Source organism: Streptomyces sp. NBC_00390 (assembly GCF_036057275.1).
GTDB lineage: Bacteria > Actinomycetota > Actinomycetes > Streptomycetales > Streptomycetaceae > Streptomyces.
The window spans coordinates 61,427-82,678 of sequence record NZ_CP107946.1; the positions used below are offsets into that span (position 1 = coordinate 61,427).

Genomic DNA, 21,252 nt, shown 5'->3' on the forward strand with positions numbered 1-21,252 from the left:
ATGCCCAGGAGCCCCCGCCGAGTACCGACTCGGCAGGGGCTCCCAATGTGCGTCCAAGCGAACTCAGAAATCCCCGGCAACTCTCTCTACGACGTACTGGGGACGTCGGCGCCTACGACAGGTTGTGCCAGGCGTGGCTACAAGTTCCTCGGCACTCCGTTTCCCTTCGTCGCGTGTCAGCCACAGCGAACGTGGACAAGAGGACGCGAACGGACTTCACGTACTCACCGGGGGGCAGATTTATGATCTTCCCCATTTGTTCGAGAATCGGTTCTCGAACAATCAACACTGCCGGGGTCATGGTCGGCTTGACGCCTGATCGCAGTAGCCCCTCACGCGCGTCGTTCACTGTTGCGTGGGCCTGCATGGCGTAGCGAACAACCTCGTGCAGTACTGCCCTCTGCTCAACCTGCTCCAGCGAAGAGAACCAGGCCACAGCGTCCTCCAGGCTCCGGAGCCCTTGGGCAACCTCGTTGATGATCCGCTCTGAAGCTCGCAAGTGCTCACCTGGTCCGGGGCTCGAATACAACGTACGGCCTGTTTCTGTCCAGCTCTGCATAGTCTGGGCGGTTCGGATTGTAGTTCTGCCAGAAGTCTCTACCGCGCCCGCTTCCTTCACCGTCACCCGTTCCTCTCGGCAGTGAATTCTTGACACTGTGACGAGTTCTGGACGGACCGGACAGGATGTAATCCCAGTCCGATGTCGGGTTGGGCGTTCCGTTCGCGCGACTCCCGACCACAATGATTGGCTGCCCGGCTTTATCAGCGGCATTCTGAATTCGCTTGGCATCATTCGGGCTGATACCGGCTTCCGATGCCGCTCTAAGGCCAGGGCCACACCATCCATTGGAATTGTGAACCAGGACCGGAGTCTCACCCGCCAGCACATAGTACGTGTGGAGGTCGTCGACGGTCAGGTTGTAGGTGCGGGCATGCTTCGTGAACGGTCTGTTCACGGTGACGATGACAGTGTCGCCGTCGTCGGTGAGCAGGGTCATCCCCGGGGCAAGGTCTTCAGCCTCGACCCAGCGCTTCTCTGATGGCGACCAGAACGGGTGCTCGTGCGTCGCGGTGAGCTTTTCTATCCCGTTCTCGGTGGCTATGGAGAGCTCGTTGAAGTGCTTGTCGTCTTCGGTTCGGATGAGGCGTGTGACCTCGCGGGGGCCGGCCTCTCCCGTTTCGGGATCGGTGGCCATCACCTTGTCGCCCAGTTCTACATCCTCGATATCCTTGGTCGAGCCGTCAGCCATGAGGACATCGGTACCGGCGAGGAAGCACTGAGCACAGCCGCCCGGAGGTGCTTTGTACTTTTTCCCAAGGTAGCTTTTCACCATGTTAGGTGATGCGCCGGTTACCAGGAGATCTACACCCTCCATGTATTCCGGAGTGAAGAAAGCTTCGAAATTGAAATACCCCCACTGTTCGCTACTGCATTCCACGTGTGCATAACAGACTTCCGCTCCCGCGACGGCAAGGAGCTGTTGCGTTGGCAGGTAGTTGTAATTTCGATCGTCCTGCATCTGGGCATAAACGTGCCGGAAGTACTTGACGAAACCGTGTGGTCTGGTTCCCGGCATTCTCATGACGACCTCGTCCATCGCAGGCCGACCATTGGTTGTGGGCGGATTAGTCTTCGGGCCGTTGCTTCCCGAGTTTCCAGGGCTTCCCGGGTTTCCGCCTGAGACAGCGGTGTTTATCGGCGTGCTGGACGAGCACCCGTTGCCGTAGGCGCCGCAGGTCTCCGCAAGCCCCGTGGGGTCGCTGGTGGTGGCGGGATGCTGGTTGGCATAGCTGTATCCGTTGAGGGACTGGTGCTGGTCGAGGCTCAGCAGCGGATCGATGCTGACGAACTGGCCGATGGACGGGTCGTATTCGCGGGCGCCGATGTGGGTCAGCCCAGTGCCGGCGTCCGCCGTTTTGCCGAGGAACCCCTTGTCATCCGGCCATGTGCCGGTGGGGGTGCCTCGTTCGGCGCCGAAGGGAGTGGTGTAGCGCTTGGTGACGGCGAAGGTGACGGCATCGAGGGTGATGCTGGAGGTGCCGTGGTGGTCGGCGGCCAGGAAATTGAGTTTCGTGCCCGTCACGCCGCTGGTTGCGGTTCGCACGGCGATGGTCTGGCCGTTGGCGGTGTAGTAGCGGGTGCCGGACAGGCTCTTGGTGGTGCCCTTGACGGTCAGTCGTACTTCGGTGGCGCCGAGGTAGAGGACGGTGTCGCCGTCTCCGCTGGGGGTGCGGCGGATGAGGAGTTCGCCGTCGGCGTCGTAGAGGTATCCGGTGCCCTTCGCCGGCTTTCCGCCGGCGGCCGGTTCGGTGATGCCGGCCAGTTTGCCTTCGGTGTTCCAAACCAGTGTCTGGGTTGCCTGGGTTCCGGGGCGGCTGGTGGTGTTTCCGGTCTTGTCGTAGACGTAGGACCTGGTGGCAGGTCCGGTGGTGCTGGTCAGCGGGTGAGGCTGGCCGGTTGCGGTGCCGTAGGTGTAGTTGGTGGTGGTGTCACTGCTGCTGGTGTGCTGGGTTTCTGTCTTGCGCTGGCCGGCTGTGTTGTAGGTGTAGCTGGTCCAGTAGGGGGCCTGGCCGTCGATGTTGGCTTTGGTGCGGCCGGTGGCGGCGCAGTCGGCTGTCTTGGGGGTCCAGGCTTCGGTGAGGCGACGGTGGCCGTCGTAGGTGAAGCACTGGTAGTCGGGCTTGGCGGTGCCGCCTTGGGTGGTGGCATCGAAGATCGAGGTGACGTTGCCGGCGTCGTCCTGGGTGAACTTCAACTCCTGCGGCATGTAGCCGTGGACGTCATCGGTGACGTGGGAGCGGGTCAGGCGTCGGCTGCCCGGCTCGTAGTCGTAGGTGAGGTAGGCCTTCTTCGCCGACGTGGTGGGATCGGTGCCCAGGGTGAGCTGGCGCAGGTCGCCCTGCGGGGAGAAGGCGGCGCCTTGGAGGTAGCCGGTGGTGCCCTTGGAGGTGAGCTGTCCGCCGACGGCGTTGTAGGTGTAGGAGACGGTCTCGGCGGCCAGTCCGCCAACTGCGGGCTCGGAGGCCTGCTTGAGGGCGCCGTCGATGTTGTAGGCGGCGGTGAACGACAGGGTGCTGGGCAGGCCCGCGGTGACCAGGGGGTCGGTGGTGGGCAGGATCAGCTGGGTGCCGGTGGGCTGGTAGAGGTTGTCGTAGGCGGTGACCTTCTTGGTGTAAGTCTTGCTGCCGGTCTGGTTGACGCCGCCCTCGTAGCGCACGGCGGTGTCCTGCTGGCCCTTGCGGAGGGTGTCGAAGGTCCAGGCCGCGAGCTTGTTGGCATCCGTCTTGGTGGTCTGCCACATGCCGGTCTTGCGTCCGAGCTCGTCGTAGCCGAACAGAATCTGCCTGTTCTCGGCGACCTCAGTTGTGGACAGGATGCGGTCGAGCTCGTCGTAGGCGGTGTCTGTCTTGCCCGCGTCGGGGTCGGTCGTCGACGTCTGGCGGCCGAACAGGTCGTAGCCGTAGGACCACGTGGACCGGTCAGGTCCTTCGATGGTCTTCTGCTGGCCGGCCGGGGTGTAGGTGAAGTTGGTGGTGCTGTAGTCGCTGCCGGTGGGCTGGGTGCCCGCGTACTCGCGGCGTTCGGTCACCTGCTCGAAGGCGTTGGTGACCACAGCTGTGGCCTGGCCGCCGGCAGGGGCGGTGGTAGTGACGGTGTCGCCGAGGTAGTTGGTGTCGGTGGTCCAGCGGGTGACGCCGTGGTGCTTGGTGACCGTCCGGGTGGACCGGCCTGCGCCGTCGTAGCTGGTGTCTGTCTGGACGGGTGCCTGGCCGGCGTCGACCTGCACGGGGGTGCCGGAGGGGGCGGAGGTGTTGTCCCAGATGTCTGCCTGGGCGGTCACCGCCAGGCCGCGGTCGTCGTACAGGGTCTGGGAGATCAGCCGCCCGCCCACGGGGCTCGGAGTCTGGACCTGGCGGGATCGCAGCAGGGAGTCGAAGAACTCGTAGCTGGTGTTGTAGCCGGAAGCGTCCCCCTTGAGGGTGCTGCTGGCGACCCAGGAAAGGCCGCTGCCGGTGACGTTGTAGCTGTAGGTGTGGTTCGGCGTGGCGCCCAGGACCTTCAGGCGGTTGGGCAGCCAGACCTTGGTAAGCCGTCCGAGGCTGTCGTACTCGCTCTCGGTCACCTTGCTGTTGGCATCGGTGACCTTCAGCGGGTTCCCGGTGGCGAAGTCCAGCAGGGTGGCCGTCGTGTGGCTCTTGGCATTGGCGACGGACGTCGCTGTCGTCGGGCCGCCGGCCACGGGGGTGTATCCGGTCGTGGCCACGGTCCGGCCGTTCGTGTCCTCCACGGCTGTGGGACGGCCCAGAACGTCGTAGGTGGTGGCGGTGACCTTCTGCCAGATGGGGGCGTTGGCTGCGGTGTAGCCGGCCGCGCGTCCGCTCCAGCGTGCTTCGCCCTTGGTGGGGGTCTGGGTGGCGGACCAGGTGGTGGTGTCGTAGGCGATGGCGATGTCGGAGATCACGTCGCCCGGGCTCTTGGAGTCCGCCGGCAGGTCGAGCGCGTCATCGGTGGTGGCGCAGGGCTTCGCAGTGGCGCGGGTGCGGATGACCAGGCCGTTGATGCCGACCGTGCTGTCGGCGGCGTACCAGGTGCGTTCGCATGTCTCGTCGCCGGTGGTGGCGTTGTCCCCGCGGTCCTCGACGGTGACGGGCAGGCCGTCGTCGTCGAAGGTGGTGGCGATGGTGCGGGTGCGTTCCGTGGGGGTGCCGGCGGAGGTGATCCGGGTGCGGGTGTGAGTGGCCTGGGTGCGGACGAAGTACGCATCGGTGTCGGCGTAGGACTTGTGCTGGGTGGCGGTCTTCTTGGACCACGGGTCGTTGACGGTGCCGGAGACCTCAGACGCGCCGTTGTAGGTGACCGTTTCGCGGGTCAGGCCCGCATACGGCTCGGAGTCGGTGATCTCGCCGGCCTTGATACCGGTGACCTTGACGCTCTTGCGCGCGTCCGGGTCGGGCGTCTTGCCGTCCGGGCCCAGGACCCGGTCGCCGTTCATGCCGCGCAGATAGACGGTGGTGGTCTTCAGCGGGGCTGGGCTGGTGGAGGTTCCAGTGGTGTGGGTGACCTTCTCAAAACCCCGCCAGATCGACCAGGTGCGCTCCTTGGCCGGCGTCATGGGGTCGTCGTTGTAGTGCCAGGCACCGCCGCCGGAGTAGGCGTAGGTGTGCTGGACCGCCTCGCTTCCGCCGTGCGGGTCTGTGGTGGAAACCACGGCGACGGGATACTTGTGGAACCAGTCCAGGATCGGGTCCGGCTCGCCGTTCGGTGACCAGTAGACGGGGTAGCAGCGCCTCGTATTCTCGTCGGCCTTGGGCATCGTCTGCCCGTGGACGCAGTCGGCGTCCATGTAGGTGACGATGGTCTGCGCGCCGGTTTCCGAGGTGACGGTCTTCAGGCGGGGCCTGTTCAGCGGGAGGATGTTGTCGGAGGTTCCGTCGACGCGGTTCTGCTTGAACTCGTGGGTGAACCTCACCGGGTCCAGGGCGAGGTCGGTGCCGCGCTTGCCGGTGTGCTTGATCTCATCCAGCCACAGGGACTGGTCGGTGCTGTCGCCGGTGTCGCCCGGGTCCAAGTACAGGTGCTTGAGGCTCCAGGCGTCAACCGCAGCGAAGGCGGGGGTCGTGGCGGCGGCGTCCCAGGCATAGGTGGTGATGCCGGTCATCCGCTTGCGGGTGAAGAACGACGGCCCCGTGTTGCCGGTGCACTTGTCGCCGTCCTTGCAGACGGCGTCGAAGGGCACATCGGGCCAGTTGTCGCGGGTGTCCTCGGTGAGCGCATCGCAGCCGGTGCCGGATGCGATGCAGCGCTCGGCGTAGGTGAAGGCAACCTTGTTGGAGGCAGCGGGAGTGCCGGAGAAGAGCGCGCCGGCGCGCTGGCCGTAGCGGATTTCCTTGAGGTAGCCGCCGCGGGTGTAGGCGGTGCCGGTGGTGTCGTCGCCGAGCTTGTCGTAGTTGTTCTCCTCGGCCTCGTACCAGTAGGTCATGGCGTTGCCGTGGGTGTCGACGACGTAGTCGAGGTTCCAGCGCCACGCCTGCTTGTTGTCCCGGCCGGAGAAGGAGCTGCCACCGCTGTAGCCGGGCTCGCCCTCGTCGTCGCCGAAGACGGGGACGGTCCATACCGACTGGGTGCGGTCGTCTGCTCCCGCGTCCTCCAGCTTGTTCAGGCCGAAGACGTACTTGGTGCCGTCCCCGGTAGTGACCGTCCAGTGCTCGCCGTTGTCGTCGCCGTTGTCGGCCCCGGTGGAGCGGGTGACGGTGGAGTTGTCGTCGTTCTTCAGCCGCCACACGCCGGTGGTGTCGTCCTTGACGAGCTCGGCGGCTTTTCCGTTGAGGACCAGTGAGGCGTTGTCGTACTTCCAGCACTGGTCGAACTTGTCGTCCTGGCCGTCGTCGTCACACGAGCCGTACTTCCGCTCGATGTAGGAGGAGGTCAGATCGAAACCCTCACCGATCACCGTCCCCTGGTTGTTGGTGGTCGCAGTGCGGCCGTCGATGCTGCCGGAGTCGTAGGGGATCGACAAAACGGGTTTGGGGCCCGCTGCGGACGGTGGGACGCGCAGCGGGTAGGACCAGGTGAATGTGCCGGAGGAGCCACCTGCCTCCCAGGTGGAGGAGGCGGACAGCGGGGTGGCCTTGTAGTCGCCTGCGCCGGACTTGGTTCCGGCCGCCAAGGCAAGCACCATCATCTGCCCGCCGGCCGGAGCCGACTTCGAGATGCTGGAAGCACTGGTCCCGCCAAACGAGAGATCGGTCTGCAGCTGCTCGTCACGGCGCTTGTTGGTGAACTCCAGCGGTGCCCGTTCCCGGCACTTCGCACTGGCCGGGTTCTTCAAGGCACACTCGGGGAGGCGCAGTACCTGGAGTCGGCCGGCCCAGTCGCCTCCGTAGGCGGAGGCGAAGGCCGAGTAGTCAAGGTCGAGCCGGGCCTTGCCGCCGCCGCGGGGGCCGGTGACGGACAGGACCACGCCCCTGACGCCGAGCGCTTTGGCGGTCTTCTGGTCCAGGACATTGACCTCGACCGATGTGGCAGCTTGCGGCCGCTTCTTACCCGTCTTGCCAGGTGCGGTGAGCGTAAGTGGCAGGGAACCGGGCTGTGCTGTGGCCTTGCCGGAGCTGGGAAGTGTGAGGGTCGCCTTGCCGCGCGTAGGCCACGTGACGGTGGTGCGCTGGTCTGCGCGAGCCCGTGCTGCGGCCGCACGGTCGGCAGCAGCCGACTTGGCCACCGTGTCGGCGGCCTTCTTGTTGGTCTTCGCTGTGAAGGGTGTGACCTCCGCGGCGCGGGGTGCTGTCAGTTTCGGCTTGCCCAGCGGGTCTGTATCGGCCGCAAAGGCTACGGGCGACAGAACGCCGGGAATCATGGCCAGGCTGATCACGGCGGCGAGGTGGCGTGTCCACCGTCTGCCAGCTCTTCGTGTGGTGCTCTGCCGAGCGGGTGGTGTCCCGAACGGACTCATCATTGTTCCTCCCCGCGCGCGGCGGAAGGCAACGCGCTGTGGGCCTGGCGAAGATGCCGAAACCTGTTGGGTAAAGGGAATGGGGGGCCGGATTGACGGCCCTGTGCCGGTGGGCGGGGTTACCCCCCGCCCACCGGCAGTCAGCCAGAGCTGGGTGGCGTCAGACGGCGCCTGGGTTGACCAGCACCTGGGAGCGAATCTGATCGGCGTTCATCGCGCCGGTCCAAATTCTGAGGTCGGTCAGCCCACCGGGCAGGTGGTGGCCGACGCTGCCGCCGGAGGCACCACGGCCCATCGCTAGTTCACCGCTGCCTTGCTGGGTGGCGGTGAAACCAGGCACGGCGTCGGACGGCTGGTCGAACTCGCCGACGTACAGGTGCAGCTTGCCGTAGCGGGTCTCAGTCCTGGAGGGGTCGGACGGGTCGATCCACTCCCATCCTTCCTGTGCGTCGAAGACACCGGTCACCGTCACCCAGGTATCGGTCTCGGCAATGTCCGCGCCGGGTACTTCTGCGCTCTGGGTGACCTTGCCGTCCAAGCCGACCGCGGTACGGGTGAACTTCCACTGGTAGACACTGTCGGCGGGCTTGACCACCCACAGCGCCCACGAGGACTCACCGCCGGTGCGCTGGCCGGCTACCTGTGCCTTGTAGCCGACAGGCTTGGAATTGAGCTTCTGCGCATCGAGCCGCACGGTGGCGGACACGGTGAAAGATCCGCTTTCGTCGATCACCGGGCCCGTGGCCGCAGCGTGGCCCGCGCTGCCGTCAAGGACGAGGCCGTTGTTCTCGGCATCGAGGACGGCACCGGCGGCCGAGAGCTTCATCGCCGAGAGCGGATACGCCGTCGCTTCAGGGATCTCGGTGCCCTGGGCAGCAGCTGCGTCCCAGTGCGCCACCAGCTCGTTGGCCGCAACGCCGTCCTGCAGGACCTGTGCCTCCTGAGCCAGCTCATCGGGAGTCAGCACACGCTGCCACACTGCGGGCTCGTCGATCAGCCCGAAGTGGTACTCGCCGGCCTTGGAGCGGCCGAACTGCAGGCCTTCGCTGGCCGTCCACGGGGTGTAGCTCGGCGCGGCGGCGGCCAGGACAACCGGCTGGCCCTGCGGCCGGCCGTTGACGAAGAGCTGGATGGTGTCGTTCGCGGCGTTGGTGTCGTTCTTGGTGTCGAAGACGCCGGCCAGGTGGGTCCAGACGTTCAGCGGCGGGTTGGCCGCATCCGCGAGGGAGCGGATGTAGACCGGGCTCGCCTGGTCCTTGTCCGTGCGGTTGAAGACCCACTTCTTGTATGAGGCCGAGTAGTAGAGACTGAATGCGCTGCCGTGGGTGCCTGATTCCGAGAGCACCACACGGTTGGCCGAGGCGTTCGACAACTGCACCCAGGTGGAGACGGTGAAGGAGTCCTTGGTGTTCACCGCCGCGGAGGCGGTCGCCATGTGACCAGTCTGCAGGGCCGGGTCGGTGGTGTCGTCGTTCAGGCGCAGGGAGTAGTCGGCCTCGCCGCGCCGGGCGCGGGTCGACCATCCGGTGCCAGCAGCGCCGACCAGCGTCGCGTCGTGGCGGGTGCCCTCGGTCGCGGTGTCCTTCGCCGTCATGACACCCGACCCTGGGGCGCCGTCATCGAGATGCCAGCGTCCCACCGGCCCAGCGGCAGGTGCGACCTTGAACGTGAACTCCGCCGGTTCGCCGAAGCGGTCGCGCACATCCTTCGCCTCGACGGACAGGACCTGCGTGCCTGTCAGGGACGGCACGACGCTCGTCTCGGTGTAGACCCTGCCGGTGACGGTTTTGGCGTCCTTGGCCGAGGTGGTCAGCAGACGCCAGCGGTAGCCGGTGATGTCGCCGTCAGCGGCATTCGGCTCAAAGGTAAAGCTGCCGGGAACGCCCGGCCCTCCCGCGCCGCTGCACTGGTTGGCCGTGCACTGCGTATACGGAGTACCGGTGGTGATCCGCGGGGCCTTCGGAGCCGTGGAATCGATCTTGAAGTAGCACCAGGACGAGTAGGACGACCACAGATCCCCGCTGCTGCCGCCGTAGGACCAGTGCGACTGGGTGCGAGCCTTGTACCGGTACAGGCCGCCGTCCGCACGCTCGGTCATGCGCTTCCTCTCCACAACCCCATCCGGATCCCAGCCGGTGTCAGGAGCGTGCCCTGTCCAGACCTGATGCCAGGCGGCGTCATCGCCGCGCTCGACGACGAACTCGGCCTGTAGCGAACCTTCCTCGCTGCCCTTGTTGTGTTCGACCTTGGTCTGCACCCCCGCCTGCACCTGCGGGTCCTTGCGGGTGACGATCAGCGGATTCGAGGCAGAGGTATTGCAGTACGCCGTTTTGCCGTCGCCCGGGATGATGCCGACGCTACTCGGCACGCCTGGCTTGTAGGCGTAGTCGACCTGCAGTTCGGCATTGTCGTCGAACCGCTTCCAGGCCCGCGGGTCCGACTCGTCCTTGGCCCGCAGCATCAGCGTGAGGCGGTTGATCTTGCCGTCCGCGAAAGACCGGACCGAGCTCTTCAGATTCTCGTCCGGCTCGTCAGGGTTGTCGTTGAACTCGATCCACGCGTCCGGCTGCTCCGGGCTGCAGTTCGCACCTCGGCCGGCCGACACATAGCGGTCGCCCATCTGGTCCAGCTGCGCAGGCCCCGGCCAGCGGGTTCCTTCCGAGATGTTGTCCGTGCGCTCCAGGTCCACCCAGTGCGGATCGCAGTTGAACGACCAGGTCTCACGGGCCCGGAAGGTCGCATCGAGCACGTACTTGCCTGCCAGGGCAGTCGGCGCGAACTCGAAGTACATGCGGTCGACATAGCCGTTGCCGCAGTAGTAGCCGTCAGCGCTACCGCACTTGCCGACGCCCTTGTCGCCGTCGAACATCCAGAACTTGTCGCCGTCGGACGAGATCTTCGTCCGCTCCGAAACACCGAGCCCGACCGACGGGTCGATGAACACCGGATAGACGGTGTCCTCGCCCCGCAGCACCTCGAGGTCCGGCTCGACCGTGACACTGCTGTCGTCGACCGTGACCGGCAGTACCGCACTGGCGTCTCCGTCGCCGGGATGCGACGGATCCTCCTCCGGCTCCCCAGCGGCGGGCGCCAGTTCGTCAGCCCTGGACATCAGCTGGGTCTGCGGGCCGGTCTCTGGGTCACCGGCGGAGTCCCACATCTGCCCTGCCGGGCCGCGGAAGACGGCGTTGCCGTCCTCGTCAACAGCACGCAGGCCGCCGCCGGCCCCGGGGACGACAACCAGCCCGTCACCGGACGCGGTCAGCTCGACCTTCTCGAGGTCAGGGTTCTTCGCTGCCTCAGCGGATTTGACGACCAGGACCTCGCGGTAGCCCTCGGCGGTAGCGGTGAGCTGAAGGTCAACGCCGTCAAAAACGTTCGGATAAGTGGCTGTTGCGCCGTCGATGCTGGGTTCCGGCAAGGAACCGGGCCAGCCCAGCGTGATGGCACGGCCGTCTTCGGCAAGCCGCAGCATCTGTGATCCGGCACCACCGCCGGAGAAGGACAGGTCGACCACGGCCCCCTTGGGCGCCAGCCGGCCGTCCGCCAGCTTCTCAAGGGTGGGGTCAACTTCACCCCACGTCCCGTCGCTCTTCTTCACCCGCTGCGGAACCGCGGACTGCGTCAGCGTGAATGAACCGTCCGGATTCGCCTCAGTGACCGAGTACTCGGTCCGCTCCGAGACCACCTCCACCGGCTTTCCCGAGGCAGCAGCCTGTGCCAGCGCGGTCGACTCGGTCACCTCACCGGCCGTCGTGCCAACCGCGTTCGCCGCCACCGCAATCGGCGCGCTGCCCGGCAACACCGAAAGCGTCACCGACGCCGCCACAGCCGCCCCCAGAATCACATTGCGTGATCTTCTCGGCTCCGTGCAGGCGCGTCGGCGCCCCCATCTCATCCCCACAGGTCCACCCCAGCGATCACAAGATCTTCAAAAGTCTCGTGAGTGAACGTCGCATGCCCCCTGCGCGTCAAGGAGCTTGCGTCACGAAGGCACGAGGTAACAGAGCATCAAACTGGGCAAATAGCAGAACATGCCCGAAGTGGGAAGATCGTTTCTATCGTCGGGGGAGTCACTGACTGTCACATTCCGGACCCACCTGACGGCTGCCAATATCAACGGCGCTCCAGACAAGACTTGTTCCATCCAAACCCCAACGCACATCGCCGATTTGACCAAGGAACTGCATGTATGCACGCACCCGCGACGTCGCGGTGACACGGACGTCGCAAGCATGCGCCACCACAGACATCGTCACAATCGGTCACGTGGGATACATCACTCAGGCGGACGTCAGGTTTCTCCTAGGGCAGTGGCGAAGAGCTGCCGCGGTAGTGCCCGGCGTCGCGCTGAGGCGGCGGCGTGCCTATGATCCGCCCGTGATCTTCGCGGCCGTCTTGGCGCGCGAATCAGGGGAGGGATTTCAGATGGTCGTGTTCAGGGGTCGGTGGGCCGCCGCGCTGGTGGTCATCGCATCGGTCACCGGTGTGGTGTCCGTGCCGGGGCAGGCGTTGGCCGCGCCGATCGCCACGCCCGCGGATTTCAACGGAGACGGGTACCGGGACGTTGCGCTGCCCGCGCCCGGCGCCACGGTGGCAGGCAAGGTCGGGGCGGGCGCAGTGGTCGTGCTCTACGGTTCGGCGAGCCGGGTCTCCGCGCAGAGGCGGGTCGTGATCACGCAGGACACGGCCGGGGTCCCCGGCGCGGCCGAGACGGACGACCTCTTCGGGGCTGCGACCGCGTACGCGGACCTGAACCTGGACGGCTTCGCGGACCTCGTCGTCGGCACGCCGCTCGAGGACAACGGATCGACTGAGGATGCGGGCACGGTCACCGTGCTGTGGGGCGGACGCAACGGCCTGTCCAAGGCGACCACGCTGGCCACCCCGGCGGCCGAAGGCGCCCGGTACGGCCGGGACGTGGCCGCCGACCAGGCCCGAGGCTTCGCCCACGTCCTGGTCGGCGGCTCGGACGGCTCGGTGCGCTACATCGGCCCGTTCGGCACCTCCGCCGCCCCTGGCGGCGCCCCGTCGATCACGCAGACCCACCGCTACGGACCGTCCCTGTCGAACGTGGCGCTGGGCGACCTCAACGGTGACAAGATGCCGGAAGGAGTGCTCAGCACGATCTGGCTCAACGGCCGCAGCGGCGGCGACGTCCTGGTCAGCCCCGAACCCGAGGCATCGTATGCGCCGCAGTCTGGCGGCGACGGTTTCGCCATCGCGGTCGGGGACGTCAACGGGGACGGTTACGGCGACCTCGTCGCGGGTGATCCCGACGACGCGCATGCCAGCGCGGCAGACGGCTCGCTCGGCGGCCGTATCTCCATCTGGTACGGCTCCGCCAACGGCCTGTCGGCAACGCCCGTCCGCGTCGACCAGAACACCGCCGGCGTGCCGGGCACCGCCGAACGTGACGACGAGTTCGGAGACTCGCTTGCCGTCACCGACCTCAACCGCGACGGCATCGCCGACATCGTGGTCGGCTCCCCCGGCGAGGCCATCGGCACCAAGAGCTACGCCGGAGCCGTCACCGTCATCCCAGGCCGCCGCACCGGCACGCCGGGCACCGGCGCCTACACCATCACCCAGGACACCTCGAACATGCCCGGCAGCTCCGAAAGCGGCGACGAGTTCGGATCCTCACTCGCCGCGGGCGACGTCAACAAGGACGGCCGCCCCGAACTGATCATCGGCGGATACGGCGAGGACGGCTACCGCGGCGCCGTATGGACACTGCCCGGCGGCACCACAGGCCCGACCACCACAGGCACCGTCATGATCACCGCAACCCAACTCGGCCTCAAAGGCGACTACATCTCCCTCGGCGCAGAAACCACCCACTGACCCACCCCACACCCGCCCAACCGCCGCACGTTCTGGCGCTCACCACCCAGGGCGAGGGCGCCAGAACTTGTGCGCGGTCGGTGGAAGGTGAGGTAGCCGTTGCCGTCGCGGTCGTTTCCGCTCTTGGTGTAGGAGCTGCCGTCCGGTCTTCCCGGGAACGGGCTTCGTACCTCCTGAGCTTCTCCCGGTGAGCCTCCGCATGCCGCCCCCGAAGCGGGCGGCATGCCACTGGTGGTCCGTCTCCCCGCCGACCGCGAACAGTTGCTGCGGCGCTGGCCGAGCGCAACGGGCGCGAGGACGCCAACGCGCTGACCGTCACGCCCGAAGCTCTCGAGGACTTTTTCGCCCGCTTCGATCCTCCGGCCGACGACGAGGAAGTGATCGTCTACCCCGGGGACCTGGACATGCTCGTGACGGCACTCACCGAGGCCCGGGGGCGGTAAGGCTGGTCCGCGGTTCGGGTGCTGTCAGCTCCATGAACCGTACGGCGCCGTATCGCTGCGGACGGCGGGCAGGCGGTGGACCTTGCCGACCGCGGCGGCCTGTTCCCGCAGACGCTCGATCTCCTCGCTCTGGGCCGTGAGCCGGGAGACGGCGAGGGTCCTGAACGTGGTGAGCTCGGCCAGGGCCTCGTCCCGGGACCATCCCCGCGCGGGCGGGGAGCAGCGGACATCGCCCGGGGAGCCGGGGCCGATCAGGGGACCATCCCCGCGGGCACGGGGAGCAGGCGAGCACCGCGGCGACCGCGGCTTCGATCTTGGGACCATCCCCGCGCGGGCGGGGAGCAGCTGCGGCGATCCGTTTAGTGCCGGCCATCCCGGCTGCTCCCCGCACCCGCGGGGACGGTCCCCACGGGTGTCCACGAACAGCGGTTCACCGGTGCTGCTCCCCGCACCCGCGGGGATGGTCCCAGGGGCCCGGCTATGGGGTGCTGCTCGATGGCCTGCTTGAACTTTTCCCGTGATGCTGGACACTCGTTGCTTACGCTGCGAGGGCGTGTTCTTGCTCGTGTCGCTGTCGGATCTCCAGCGGGGTGAGGTACCCCCAGGCCGGATGCTTCCGCAGCCGTCTGCGGTCGTAGAAGGTCTCGATGAAGGCGAAGATCTCCGCGCGGGCAGTGGTCCGGTCGGGCCGGCGGCGGGTGCCGATCTCCTCTTTGAGCAGTGCGAAGAAGCTCTCGGCGGCGGCATTGTCATAGCACGAGCCGGTTCGGCCCACGCTCTGCCGCAATCCCAACCTGCGTATCTCCCGGCCCAGTTCGTCAGAGGTGTACTCCGCTCCGCGGTCCGGGTGCACGATGCAGCCGGGCTGGAGCCGGCCGCGTCCGGCGGCCATCGCCAGCGCGTCGACCACCAGGGACGCGCGGTGGTGATCGGCCATCGAGTAGCCGACGATCTCGCGGGTGGCCAGGTCCAGCCAGGTCGCCAGATATAGCCGGCCCTCGTCGGTGGGGATGAAGGTGATGTCACCGACCAGTTTCCGGCCCGGGGCGTCGGCCGTGAAGTCGCGGCCGATCAGGTCCGCGGCGGGCACCGCCCTGTTCGCCGGACGGGTCAGCGACCGGCGCTTGCGCCGGGTGACCCCGGCGATGTCGCGCTCACGCATGATCCGCTCCACCCGCTTGCGGTTGACCCGCCGGTCCAGCCTGCGCAACTCGGCATGGATACGCGGCACCCCGTAGGTGCACCGGGAGGCGATGTGCAACACGGTGATCTCGTGGGCCAGGACGTCGTCGACGGCCCGGCGGGCGGCGCGGGCCTGCCCGCCGGCCGACCAGGTGATCTGGTCCCTGGTGATGCCTGTGACCTCCAGCGACCAGAAGAACTGAGACGCTGTGACGCTGGAAATCTCAGCAAATCTGATCCCGGAGGCGCGGTTGCCCGGTGCCGTCTCAGTTGATCGGGTCCGTCGCTGCTGTTCCGGTTAGGGCCGGAGCTTCCGTGCCTGCGAGTAGAAGCAGTTGAAGACCATCGACCTGACAAGTCGGGGGCGGTTCTTCGTCTTGGCCCATGGGGGCAGAACGAGGACACGTTCGTGGCCCCTCAGTCGATACAGAACTCGTTGCCCTCGATGTCCTGCATCGGGATGCACGAATCATTGCCGTCATACAGCGTTCGCACGTGTACCGCGCCGAGCGGGACCAGTCGTGCGCATTCGGCCTCAAGTGCGGCGAGGCGCTCTTCACCCACGAGTCCAGTGCCGACCCGCACGTCAAGATGCAGCCGGTTCTTGGCGGCCTTCCCTTCGGGAACGCGCTGAAAGTACAGTCGCGGGCCCACACCTGAGGGATCTATGCAGGCGAACCATGAATCCCGCTGCTCAGGTGGCTGCGAGCGCTTGAAATCGTCCCAAGTGGCAAACCCCTCCGGTGGCGGCGGTACGACATACCCCAACACCTCGCACCAGAAACGAGCGAGGCGCTCAGGTTCTGCGCAGTCGAAGGTGACTTGGAACTTCTTGATCGATGACATCGGTCCACCGTAGTGGCGCGTGCTCGTCACCGAGATCCCGGGGTTTCATCGCCGTGCGGGTCGAGGTCTCGCGTGACATGAGTAGCGCCAACAGACCACGTCGCCTGAGCAGACGAGCGAAGAACCGCGCCTGGATCAGTCGTCCAGGGTCCGCGTGGACGACTGCGCGGAGTTCCGCTGGGCTGCTCGCAGGGCGGTCTGTTGGGGGATGTGGGGGCGGCCAGCCGTCATTACTAGGCGTACGGCGCGTAGCGCGTCCAGGCTGGCCAGGGGGTCGCCGTCGACGACGAGGATGTCCGCGCGGTATCCCTGTGCAAGACGGCCGGTCTGACCGTCCAGGCCCAGCGCAGAGGCAGCCTTGGTGGTGGCCATGTCGATGATGCGTTCCCTGGGGATTTCCAAGTGTTCGAAGAATTCCAGACTGGAGACCAAGCCGTCGAAGACAGCTCTGGGCACCCCTGCATCCGTCCCTGCCACCAGGTGCACTCCCTGCTCCGCCATCCGGCGCATGGGGGCGAACAGCGCCATGGCCCTCTCAGGGCCGACCCTGTCGGCGAAGGATCGCCAATTCGGGTGGTTGGCAGGGCACACGGCGATCCCCCTGGCAATGATTTCCGCGAGCAGGTCGTCTCGTAGGTGGCAGTCGCCGTCCTCGGTCATCCAGCTGCAGTGCTCGATTGTGTCGACGCCTGCTGTTATGGCTGCGGCGATGCCCTGCACACCGTGCGCATGGGCGGCCACCCGCAGGCCCAGCAGGTGGGCCTCCTCTACGGCCGCTGCAAGTTCCTCGGGGCTGAACTGGGGTTGGTGAATTGGGGGACCGCCAGGGGTCAGACCTCCGCCCGTCGCCATCACCTTGATGACGTCTGCGCCACTTTCGGCGTTACGGCGTACCTTCTCGCGGATCTCGGCCTCTCCTTCGACTTCGCCGCCAAGGAACCAGCAGTGCCCCTTGCGGGCGGTCAGTGGTGCGGTGGCGGCCAGGATTCGCGGTCCGGCCACGGTGCCCGCGCCGATCGCCTCGCGCAGTCGGACGGCTAGCCCACTGCGGTCGCCCAGGTCCCGGGCGGTGGTGATGCCGGCGTCGAGCAGCTGCCGCGCTCGGCCTGTCATGCCAAGGAGCAATGTTGTGTCGTCGCTCTCGATCACGGTGGTGACCGGGTCCGGTCCTGCGTCGAAGGCCAGGTGGACGTGGCAGTCGATCAGGCCGGGCAGCACGGTGGCGTCCTCGGAGAAGTGCAGTGTCCGGCAGTCCGACTCGGCAAGTGCCAGCACGTCTTGGCGTGGTCCGGCAGCGACGATGCTGTCTCCCCCGATGAGGATGGCACCATCCCGCATCGGTGCGATGCCGGTATCGAGCAGAATCCGTCCAGCCGTGATCAGTGTCTGGCTCATATCCTCTTGCTCTCTCCGCTTACATGTGTGTCCCCGGCGGATATGCGTTGCCTCACCGCGTCCGACAGCTCTGCGAGTTGCCGCACGTCGTCTTCCAGGCTGTGCGTGCGTGGCATCGCGACGACGATGGCCTGGGCCGGGGCTGCCTGGCCATGCTCGCGCCGGTGCAACGCTGCGCACAGCTGCTCGGCCAGGTCGTCGGCCGACGCCGCCAGTTCCGGGTCGCCGTCCGCTGCCGGAGCCAGGTGGGGGCTGATCCGCACCAGGCCGTCACGGCACTCGATGGCTCTCCGGTAATAGCGTCGATGTATACCGAGCGGGTGCAGCCGGTCGCGCCACCGCGTGACCCGGACTCGGTCAAGGGCATCCTCGGGGTATGCCTCGTGCAGCAGCTCCCAAAGGGGTCCCAGGCGGTGGTACATCTGGCGGTGGTGCCGGCGCAGTCGCAACGCCGCGAGCCGCATGGCGATCCCTGGGTAGCTGACGCCGATCAAGAACACTGGGACCGCGACCGCGACGATCAGGCTCGAGCCGAGGGTGACAGTCCGGGGCACGGTGCCTCCCTGCCAGCGGATCACCGTCAGCACGGTGCGAATCGCGCAGGCCACGGCCATGGAGCCGATGCCTGCCCCCGCCAGCCAAAGGCCGGTCGCTAGCGGGTGCTGTGACGCCCGCGCGTACACACACGTCCACCGCAGGGCCATTGCCAGGGCGTAGACGAGGTACAGGTCGGCGATGATGTAGAAGCCCGCGAGAGCCGGATCGCGCAAGTCAAGACTGCGGAAGTTGGCGCCCGGATCGTGCGTGCCCTCTGCCGCGGTCGCAAGGATGAGGCCGACCGCGGCGAGGGCCAGCAGCAGTGTCTCCTTCCGCACACGCCTGTCGGCAGGATCAGCTGCGGAGTACAGGTAGAAGCACATCAGCCAGTAGGCCATGCTGAGCACGAACAAGTTCTGCACCAGTCGCGGGGCTCCAGCTCCGCCTACCCATTGGATACAGGCAGCGAAGGGCGGCATGGCAAACACGAACGAGCCGGCAGCGCTAGTCAGGCATAGTGTGACCGCGCGCAGGGGCACGTCACGGGGTGCTTTGACGAGCTGGAAGACTTTCCAGCCCAGCGCCGCAGCGAAAACCAGGCCGATGATGAAGGTGAAGGTGTAGACGATCACAGCCACCCCTGCCGGTCGCCCAGCGCAGTGTGGAGTCGGCGCACCGACATGTCTTCTGGCGGTGGCGGCGCCACCCGGTTCAGCACCGAGGCCCATTGCAGGATGATGGTGGCGACAAGTTCTGCTTCCCGCTCGTGCTCCTGATCGTACGACGTGCGTCGCAGGGCACGGCGGATTGCCTGGGGCGCGATGTCCGGCATCATGAGGCCCCACAGATCCTCAACACCGTCGTGTCCGGCCAGGATGTGACCGACCTCGTGCAGGATGATGTGGTCCTGGTGGGGTTTAGTGGTCTCGCGCTGGTAGATGATGTAGTCGCTGGCACTGGTGGCGATCCAGATCCCGAATGGGCCTGGCACCGGTAATGAGTACGGCACCAGATGGATCGGCCGGCCCCGGTGCTGGGCCAGCTCACGACACAAGGCGTCCACCTGCAGCGGAGGTTGGATGTCCAGAGCTTGGAGCTCTCGTTTGCAACGTCGGCGAAGCGTGCGCTCCTTCACCGGTCTTACCCCCTAGATACAAGATCGAGCATCACTTGCTATGGCGATACGTTCGGATGTGGGGCGCCGTTTCGCCAACCTCGCACCGGATCGTTGAAGCCTGGTCAGGGCTCAGCACGACACGTTAGCGCTCGGCTGCGAGGCACTAGAGGGCGGGTTGGGGTCTCAGTGCGTTGTGGCTAACCGGATTTCGTTCGAGGCGTGCGGCGCGGGTGATCATCTGGACAGAGGTACGGGTGCGGTCGCGGGCATGAAAGAACGGGCCCCTTGGTAGTGACGCGGTTACGACACCAGCACGACCAAGGAAGCCCGTTGCCCGATCAGTTGAGCAGTACCACTGTGCCTGCGTCCACCGCGGTCACCCCTGCGTGTGACTGCTACGTGCACCGGTTCGGTTCGATCGCTCCGGGGCTGCGGGCAGGCTGCTATCCCAGTGACATGACGGATGCGGAGTGGGCCGAGGTCCGCTCGGCGATGCCGGTTCCGGCCTGGCTGCTGAAGCGGGGCGGGCGTCCGGAGGCGTACTGCCACCGCGAGATACTCGACGCGGTGCGCTACCTGGTCGACAACGGCGTGAAGTGGACGGCCATGCCGGTCGACTTCCCGTACTGGCGGGCGGTCTACGACTTCTTCCGCCGCTGGCGGTCCTACGGCTACGTGCGTGAACTGCACGAACGCCTGCGACGTTCGGCGAGGGAACGCTCGGGCCGCAACGCCGAGCCCAGTGCGGGAGTCATCGACAGTCAGTCGGTGGACGCCTCCGAGACCGTCGGCGAGGACAGCCGCGGATACGACGGCGGCAAGTCACGTGACGGCCGCAAGCGTCACATCCTGACCGACACCGAGGGCCTGCTCCTGGAGGTCACCGTGACCACGGCCGATGTGCACGACTCCAAGGCCGCCCCCGCACTGCTGGAGACGTTCATGGACCAGCCGGGCCGGCTGCTGAAACTGGTGTGGGTCGACAGTGCCTACCAGGGTCCGGCGCTGGCGAAGGCGTTCGCCCGCCACGGAGTCCGGACCGAGGTCGTGCGCCGCTCCGACGGACAACGCGGATTTGTCGTCCTGGCCCGCAGGTGGGTCGTGGAGCGCACGCTGAGCTGGCTGGCCCGCTCACGCCGCCTCAACCGCGACCACGAACGCCGCCCCGACCACCACGCCCAGATGGTGTGGTGGGCCGCCGTGATCAGGCTGTCCCGGCGCCTGGCCGCAGACGCTCCGCGCTGGCCGGAGAAACGCCCCGCCCGACTGCTGCGGGCACGGGCATGAACCGTCCGTCCTTCGCCCGCACCAGCCAGCCCCGCTTCTCCAGCACGTAGGCACGGTGCCGGATCCTCTCCACCTCGTTCTTGATCTCCGCCTCCCGGCCCACCGCCCGCGTCAGCTCCACCCCGTTCACCGGCCCCGAAGCAGCCACCACCGCGGCGAACACCTCCCGGTACAGGCCGCTGAGCACCTCCTCGCCCATGCCCGACCGCCACACCGGCGGCCGCTCGCCATGCCCCGCGCCGGGGCCGCCCGATCCCACGGCAGCAGCCATCCCACCACCGGACAGCACGGAAACCGGCGTATTCACCGCGCCCTCCCCGGCCAGCACCGACACGAGCTCCTCACGCCCCACCCGGGCCCGCTCGACCCGCTCCCGCGCGGCATCCACCTCCGCCTGAGCCTGCTCCAGGACCTCCGTCCAGGACTCCAGATCCTGCCTCGCCCGCGCCTCACGCTGTTCCATCAACCCCAGCACCGACGGCATCGCACCCTCCTCGATCCACAACAAGCCGTCCGCTGCCTGCCCCTACCCCTCCGCGATCATGCCCCGCACACGACGAAGCCCCTGCTCATCGAACAGGGACTCCCTTTGCCACAACGCACTCACCGAAGGCAGGGGGCGTTCAGGACGGTTCCTCTGGCTGCTCAAGGGTTCGCAGGCGGTCGATCACGCTATTCAGCGTGTGAAGGCTCTCCGCTGACAGTTCGGTGGCTCGCAATGCCAGGTTGCGGATGGCGCCGGTCTTGAGGGCCTGGAGAAGCTTGAGTTGCTCGTCCACACGATCGGCGACAGCGTCGCTGAGGAAGTACTCCGTTGGCACACCGAAGTACTGTGCGAGTGCTTCCAGATGCCCCAGTCGCGGATTCGTGGCCTCCCCTTTGTGCAGCTTCCAGATGTAGCTGGGTGAGATGACGCGCTTGTCGGCGGCCTTGTCGATGGCACTGGCGATCGCTCCGTACGGCGGAGGAGCCCCTCCCTCAGGCGTAGTGAGTTTGATGAGGCGGTCCAGCTTCTCGGCCAGAGATGCCCGCTTGCCCTCATCTTGGCCTGTCCCCATATGCTCAAATCTCCATCAGTTCGGCTTCAGAAGTACGGCTTCGGTCAGAGGCGCAGACCAGGCGTGCAAGTCGGCAGCCTCGCCATCCG

13 protein-coding genes are annotated in these 21,252 nt (G+C 66.8%); 2 read left to right on the forward strand and 11 right to left on the reverse strand.

What is annotated here, in order from left to right:
• Window positions 1–112: 112 nt before the first annotated feature.
• The 3 genes from OHS70_RS39290 to OHS70_RS38555 all read right to left on the reverse strand — a co-directional run bounded on the left by OHS70_RS39290 (window position 113) and on the right by OHS70_RS38555 (window position 11,349).
• Window positions 113–559 (reverse strand): DUF5958 family protein, encoded by a 447-nt coding sequence (locus OHS70_RS39290; protein ID WP_443062786.1) that lies wholly within the window; start codon window positions 557–559, stop codon window positions 113–115.
• Window positions 504–7,451 (reverse strand): polymorphic toxin-type HINT domain-containing protein, encoded by a 6,948-nt coding sequence (locus OHS70_RS38550; protein WP_443062789.1) that lies wholly within the window; start codon window positions 7,449–7,451, stop codon window positions 504–506. The genes OHS70_RS39290 and OHS70_RS38550 overlap by 56 nt, the downstream gene beginning before the upstream one ends.
• Before the next feature lie 160 nt (window positions 7,452–7,611).
• Window positions 7,612–11,349 carry a LamG domain-containing protein gene (locus OHS70_RS38555; RefSeq protein ID WP_443062787.1) on the reverse strand — a complete coding sequence of 1,246 codons (3,738 nt, stop codon included), beginning with the start codon at window positions 11,347–11,349 and terminating at the stop codon, window positions 7,612–7,614.
• A gap of 530 nt (window positions 11,350–11,879) precedes the next feature.
• Between OHS70_RS38555 and OHS70_RS38560 the strand changes: the two genes are divergently transcribed.
• Window positions 11,880–13,298: a VCBS repeat-containing protein gene (locus tag OHS70_RS38560; RefSeq protein WP_328406493.1), complete on the forward strand. Its 1,419-nt coding sequence runs from the start codon at window positions 11,880–11,882 to the stop codon at window positions 13,296–13,298.
• A 467-nt stretch (window positions 13,299–13,765) separates the two neighbouring features.
• On the opposite strand, the gene OHS70_RS38565 is transcribed toward OHS70_RS38560, so the two are convergent.
• The 6 genes from OHS70_RS38565 to OHS70_RS38590 all read right to left on the reverse strand — a co-directional run bounded on the left by OHS70_RS38565 (window position 13,766) and on the right by OHS70_RS38590 (window position 18,836).
• A complete protein-coding gene (locus tag OHS70_RS38565; RefSeq protein ID WP_328406496.1) occupies window positions 13,766–14,065 on the reverse strand; it encodes a hypothetical protein in 300 nt (99 codons plus the stop codon).
• Between the two features lie 214 nt (window positions 14,066–14,279).
• Entirely contained in the window at window positions 14,280–15,161 is an 882-nt protein-coding gene (locus OHS70_RS38570) for an IS3 family transposase (protein WP_328406510.1), read from the reverse strand.
• 179 nt (window positions 15,162–15,340) lie between these two features.
• The gene (locus tag OHS70_RS38575) at window positions 15,341–15,769 is read right to left on the reverse strand and encodes a VOC family protein (protein ID WP_328406498.1); all 429 of its coding nucleotides are present in this window, start codon (window positions 15,767–15,769) and stop codon (window positions 15,341–15,343) included.
• A 135-nt stretch (window positions 15,770–15,904) separates the two neighbouring features.
• A complete protein-coding gene (locus OHS70_RS38580; protein ID WP_328406500.1) occupies window positions 15,905–17,164 on the reverse strand; it encodes an amidohydrolase family protein in 1,260 nt (419 codons plus the stop codon).
• Window positions 17,161–18,333, reverse strand: coding sequence for an MAB_1171c family putative transporter (locus tag OHS70_RS38585; protein ID WP_328406256.1), 1,173 nt, complete (start codon window positions 18,331–18,333; stop codon window positions 17,161–17,163). Before OHS70_RS38585 ends, OHS70_RS38580 begins: the two co-directional genes overlap by 4 nt.
• On the reverse strand, window positions 18,330–18,836 hold the full coding sequence (locus OHS70_RS38590; protein WP_328406258.1) for a hypothetical protein: 507 nt from the start codon (window positions 18,834–18,836) through the stop codon (window positions 18,330–18,332). Before OHS70_RS38590 ends, OHS70_RS38585 begins: the two co-directional genes overlap by 4 nt.
• 438 nt (window positions 18,837–19,274) lie before the next feature.
• On the opposite strand from OHS70_RS38590, the gene OHS70_RS38595 reads away from it, so the two are divergent.
• The gene (locus OHS70_RS38595; protein WP_328392310.1) at window positions 19,275–20,105 is read left to right on the forward strand and encodes an IS5 family transposase; all 831 of its coding nucleotides are present in this window, start codon (window positions 19,275–19,277) and stop codon (window positions 20,103–20,105) included.
• On the opposite strand, the gene OHS70_RS38600 is transcribed toward OHS70_RS38595, so the two are convergent.
• Together OHS70_RS38600 and OHS70_RS38605 are read right to left on the reverse strand one after the other, a co-directional pair.
• The gene (locus tag OHS70_RS38600) at window positions 20,023–20,589 is read right to left on the reverse strand and encodes a hypothetical protein (protein WP_328392304.1); all 567 of its coding nucleotides are present in this window, start codon (window positions 20,587–20,589) and stop codon (window positions 20,023–20,025) included. The genes OHS70_RS38595 and OHS70_RS38600 overlap by 83 nt on opposite strands.
• Before the next feature lie 139 nt (window positions 20,590–20,728).
• Window positions 20,729–21,163: a helix-turn-helix domain-containing protein gene (locus OHS70_RS38605; protein ID WP_328406260.1), complete on the reverse strand. Its 435-nt coding sequence runs from the start codon at window positions 21,161–21,163 to the stop codon at window positions 20,729–20,731.
• Window positions 21,164–21,252: the final 89 nt, after the last annotated feature.

Excerpts from the sequence above, each read along its gene's own strand:
- OHS70_RS39290 (WP_443062786.1), bottom strand. The coding sequence starts at position 559 with ATGCAGAGCTGGACAGAAACAGGCCGTACGTTGTATTCGAGCCCCGGA.
- OHS70_RS38550 (WP_443062789.1), bottom strand. The coding sequence starts at position 7,451 with ATGAGTCCGTTCGGGACACCACCCGCTCGGCAGAGCACCACACGAAGA.
- OHS70_RS38555 (WP_443062787.1), bottom strand. The coding sequence starts at position 11,349 with ATGAGATGGGGGCGCCGACGCGCCTGCACGGAGCCGAGAAGATCACGC.
- OHS70_RS38560 (WP_328406493.1), top strand. The coding sequence starts at position 11,880 with ATGGTCGTGTTCAGGGGTCGGTGGGCCGCCGCGCTGGTGGTCATCGCA.
- OHS70_RS38565 (WP_328406496.1), bottom strand. The coding sequence starts at position 14,065 with ATGGTCCCAAGATCGAAGCCGCGGTCGCCGCGGTGCTCGCCTGCTCCC.
- OHS70_RS38575 (WP_328406498.1), bottom strand. The coding sequence starts at position 15,769 with ATGTCATCGATCAAGAAGTTCCAAGTCACCTTCGACTGCGCAGAACCT.
- OHS70_RS38580 (WP_328406500.1), bottom strand. The coding sequence starts at position 17,164 with ATGAGCCAGACACTGATCACGGCTGGACGGATTCTGCTCGATACCGGC.
- OHS70_RS38595 (WP_328392310.1), top strand. The coding sequence starts at position 19,275 with ATGACGGATGCGGAGTGGGCCGAGGTCCGCTCGGCGATGCCGGTTCCG.
- OHS70_RS38600 (WP_328392304.1), bottom strand. The coding sequence starts at position 20,589 with ATGCCGTCGGTGCTGGGGTTGATGGAACAGCGTGAGGCGCGGGCGAGG.
- OHS70_RS38605 (WP_328406260.1), bottom strand. The coding sequence starts at position 21,163 with ATGGGGACAGGCCAAGATGAGGGCAAGCGGGCATCTCTGGCCGAGAAG.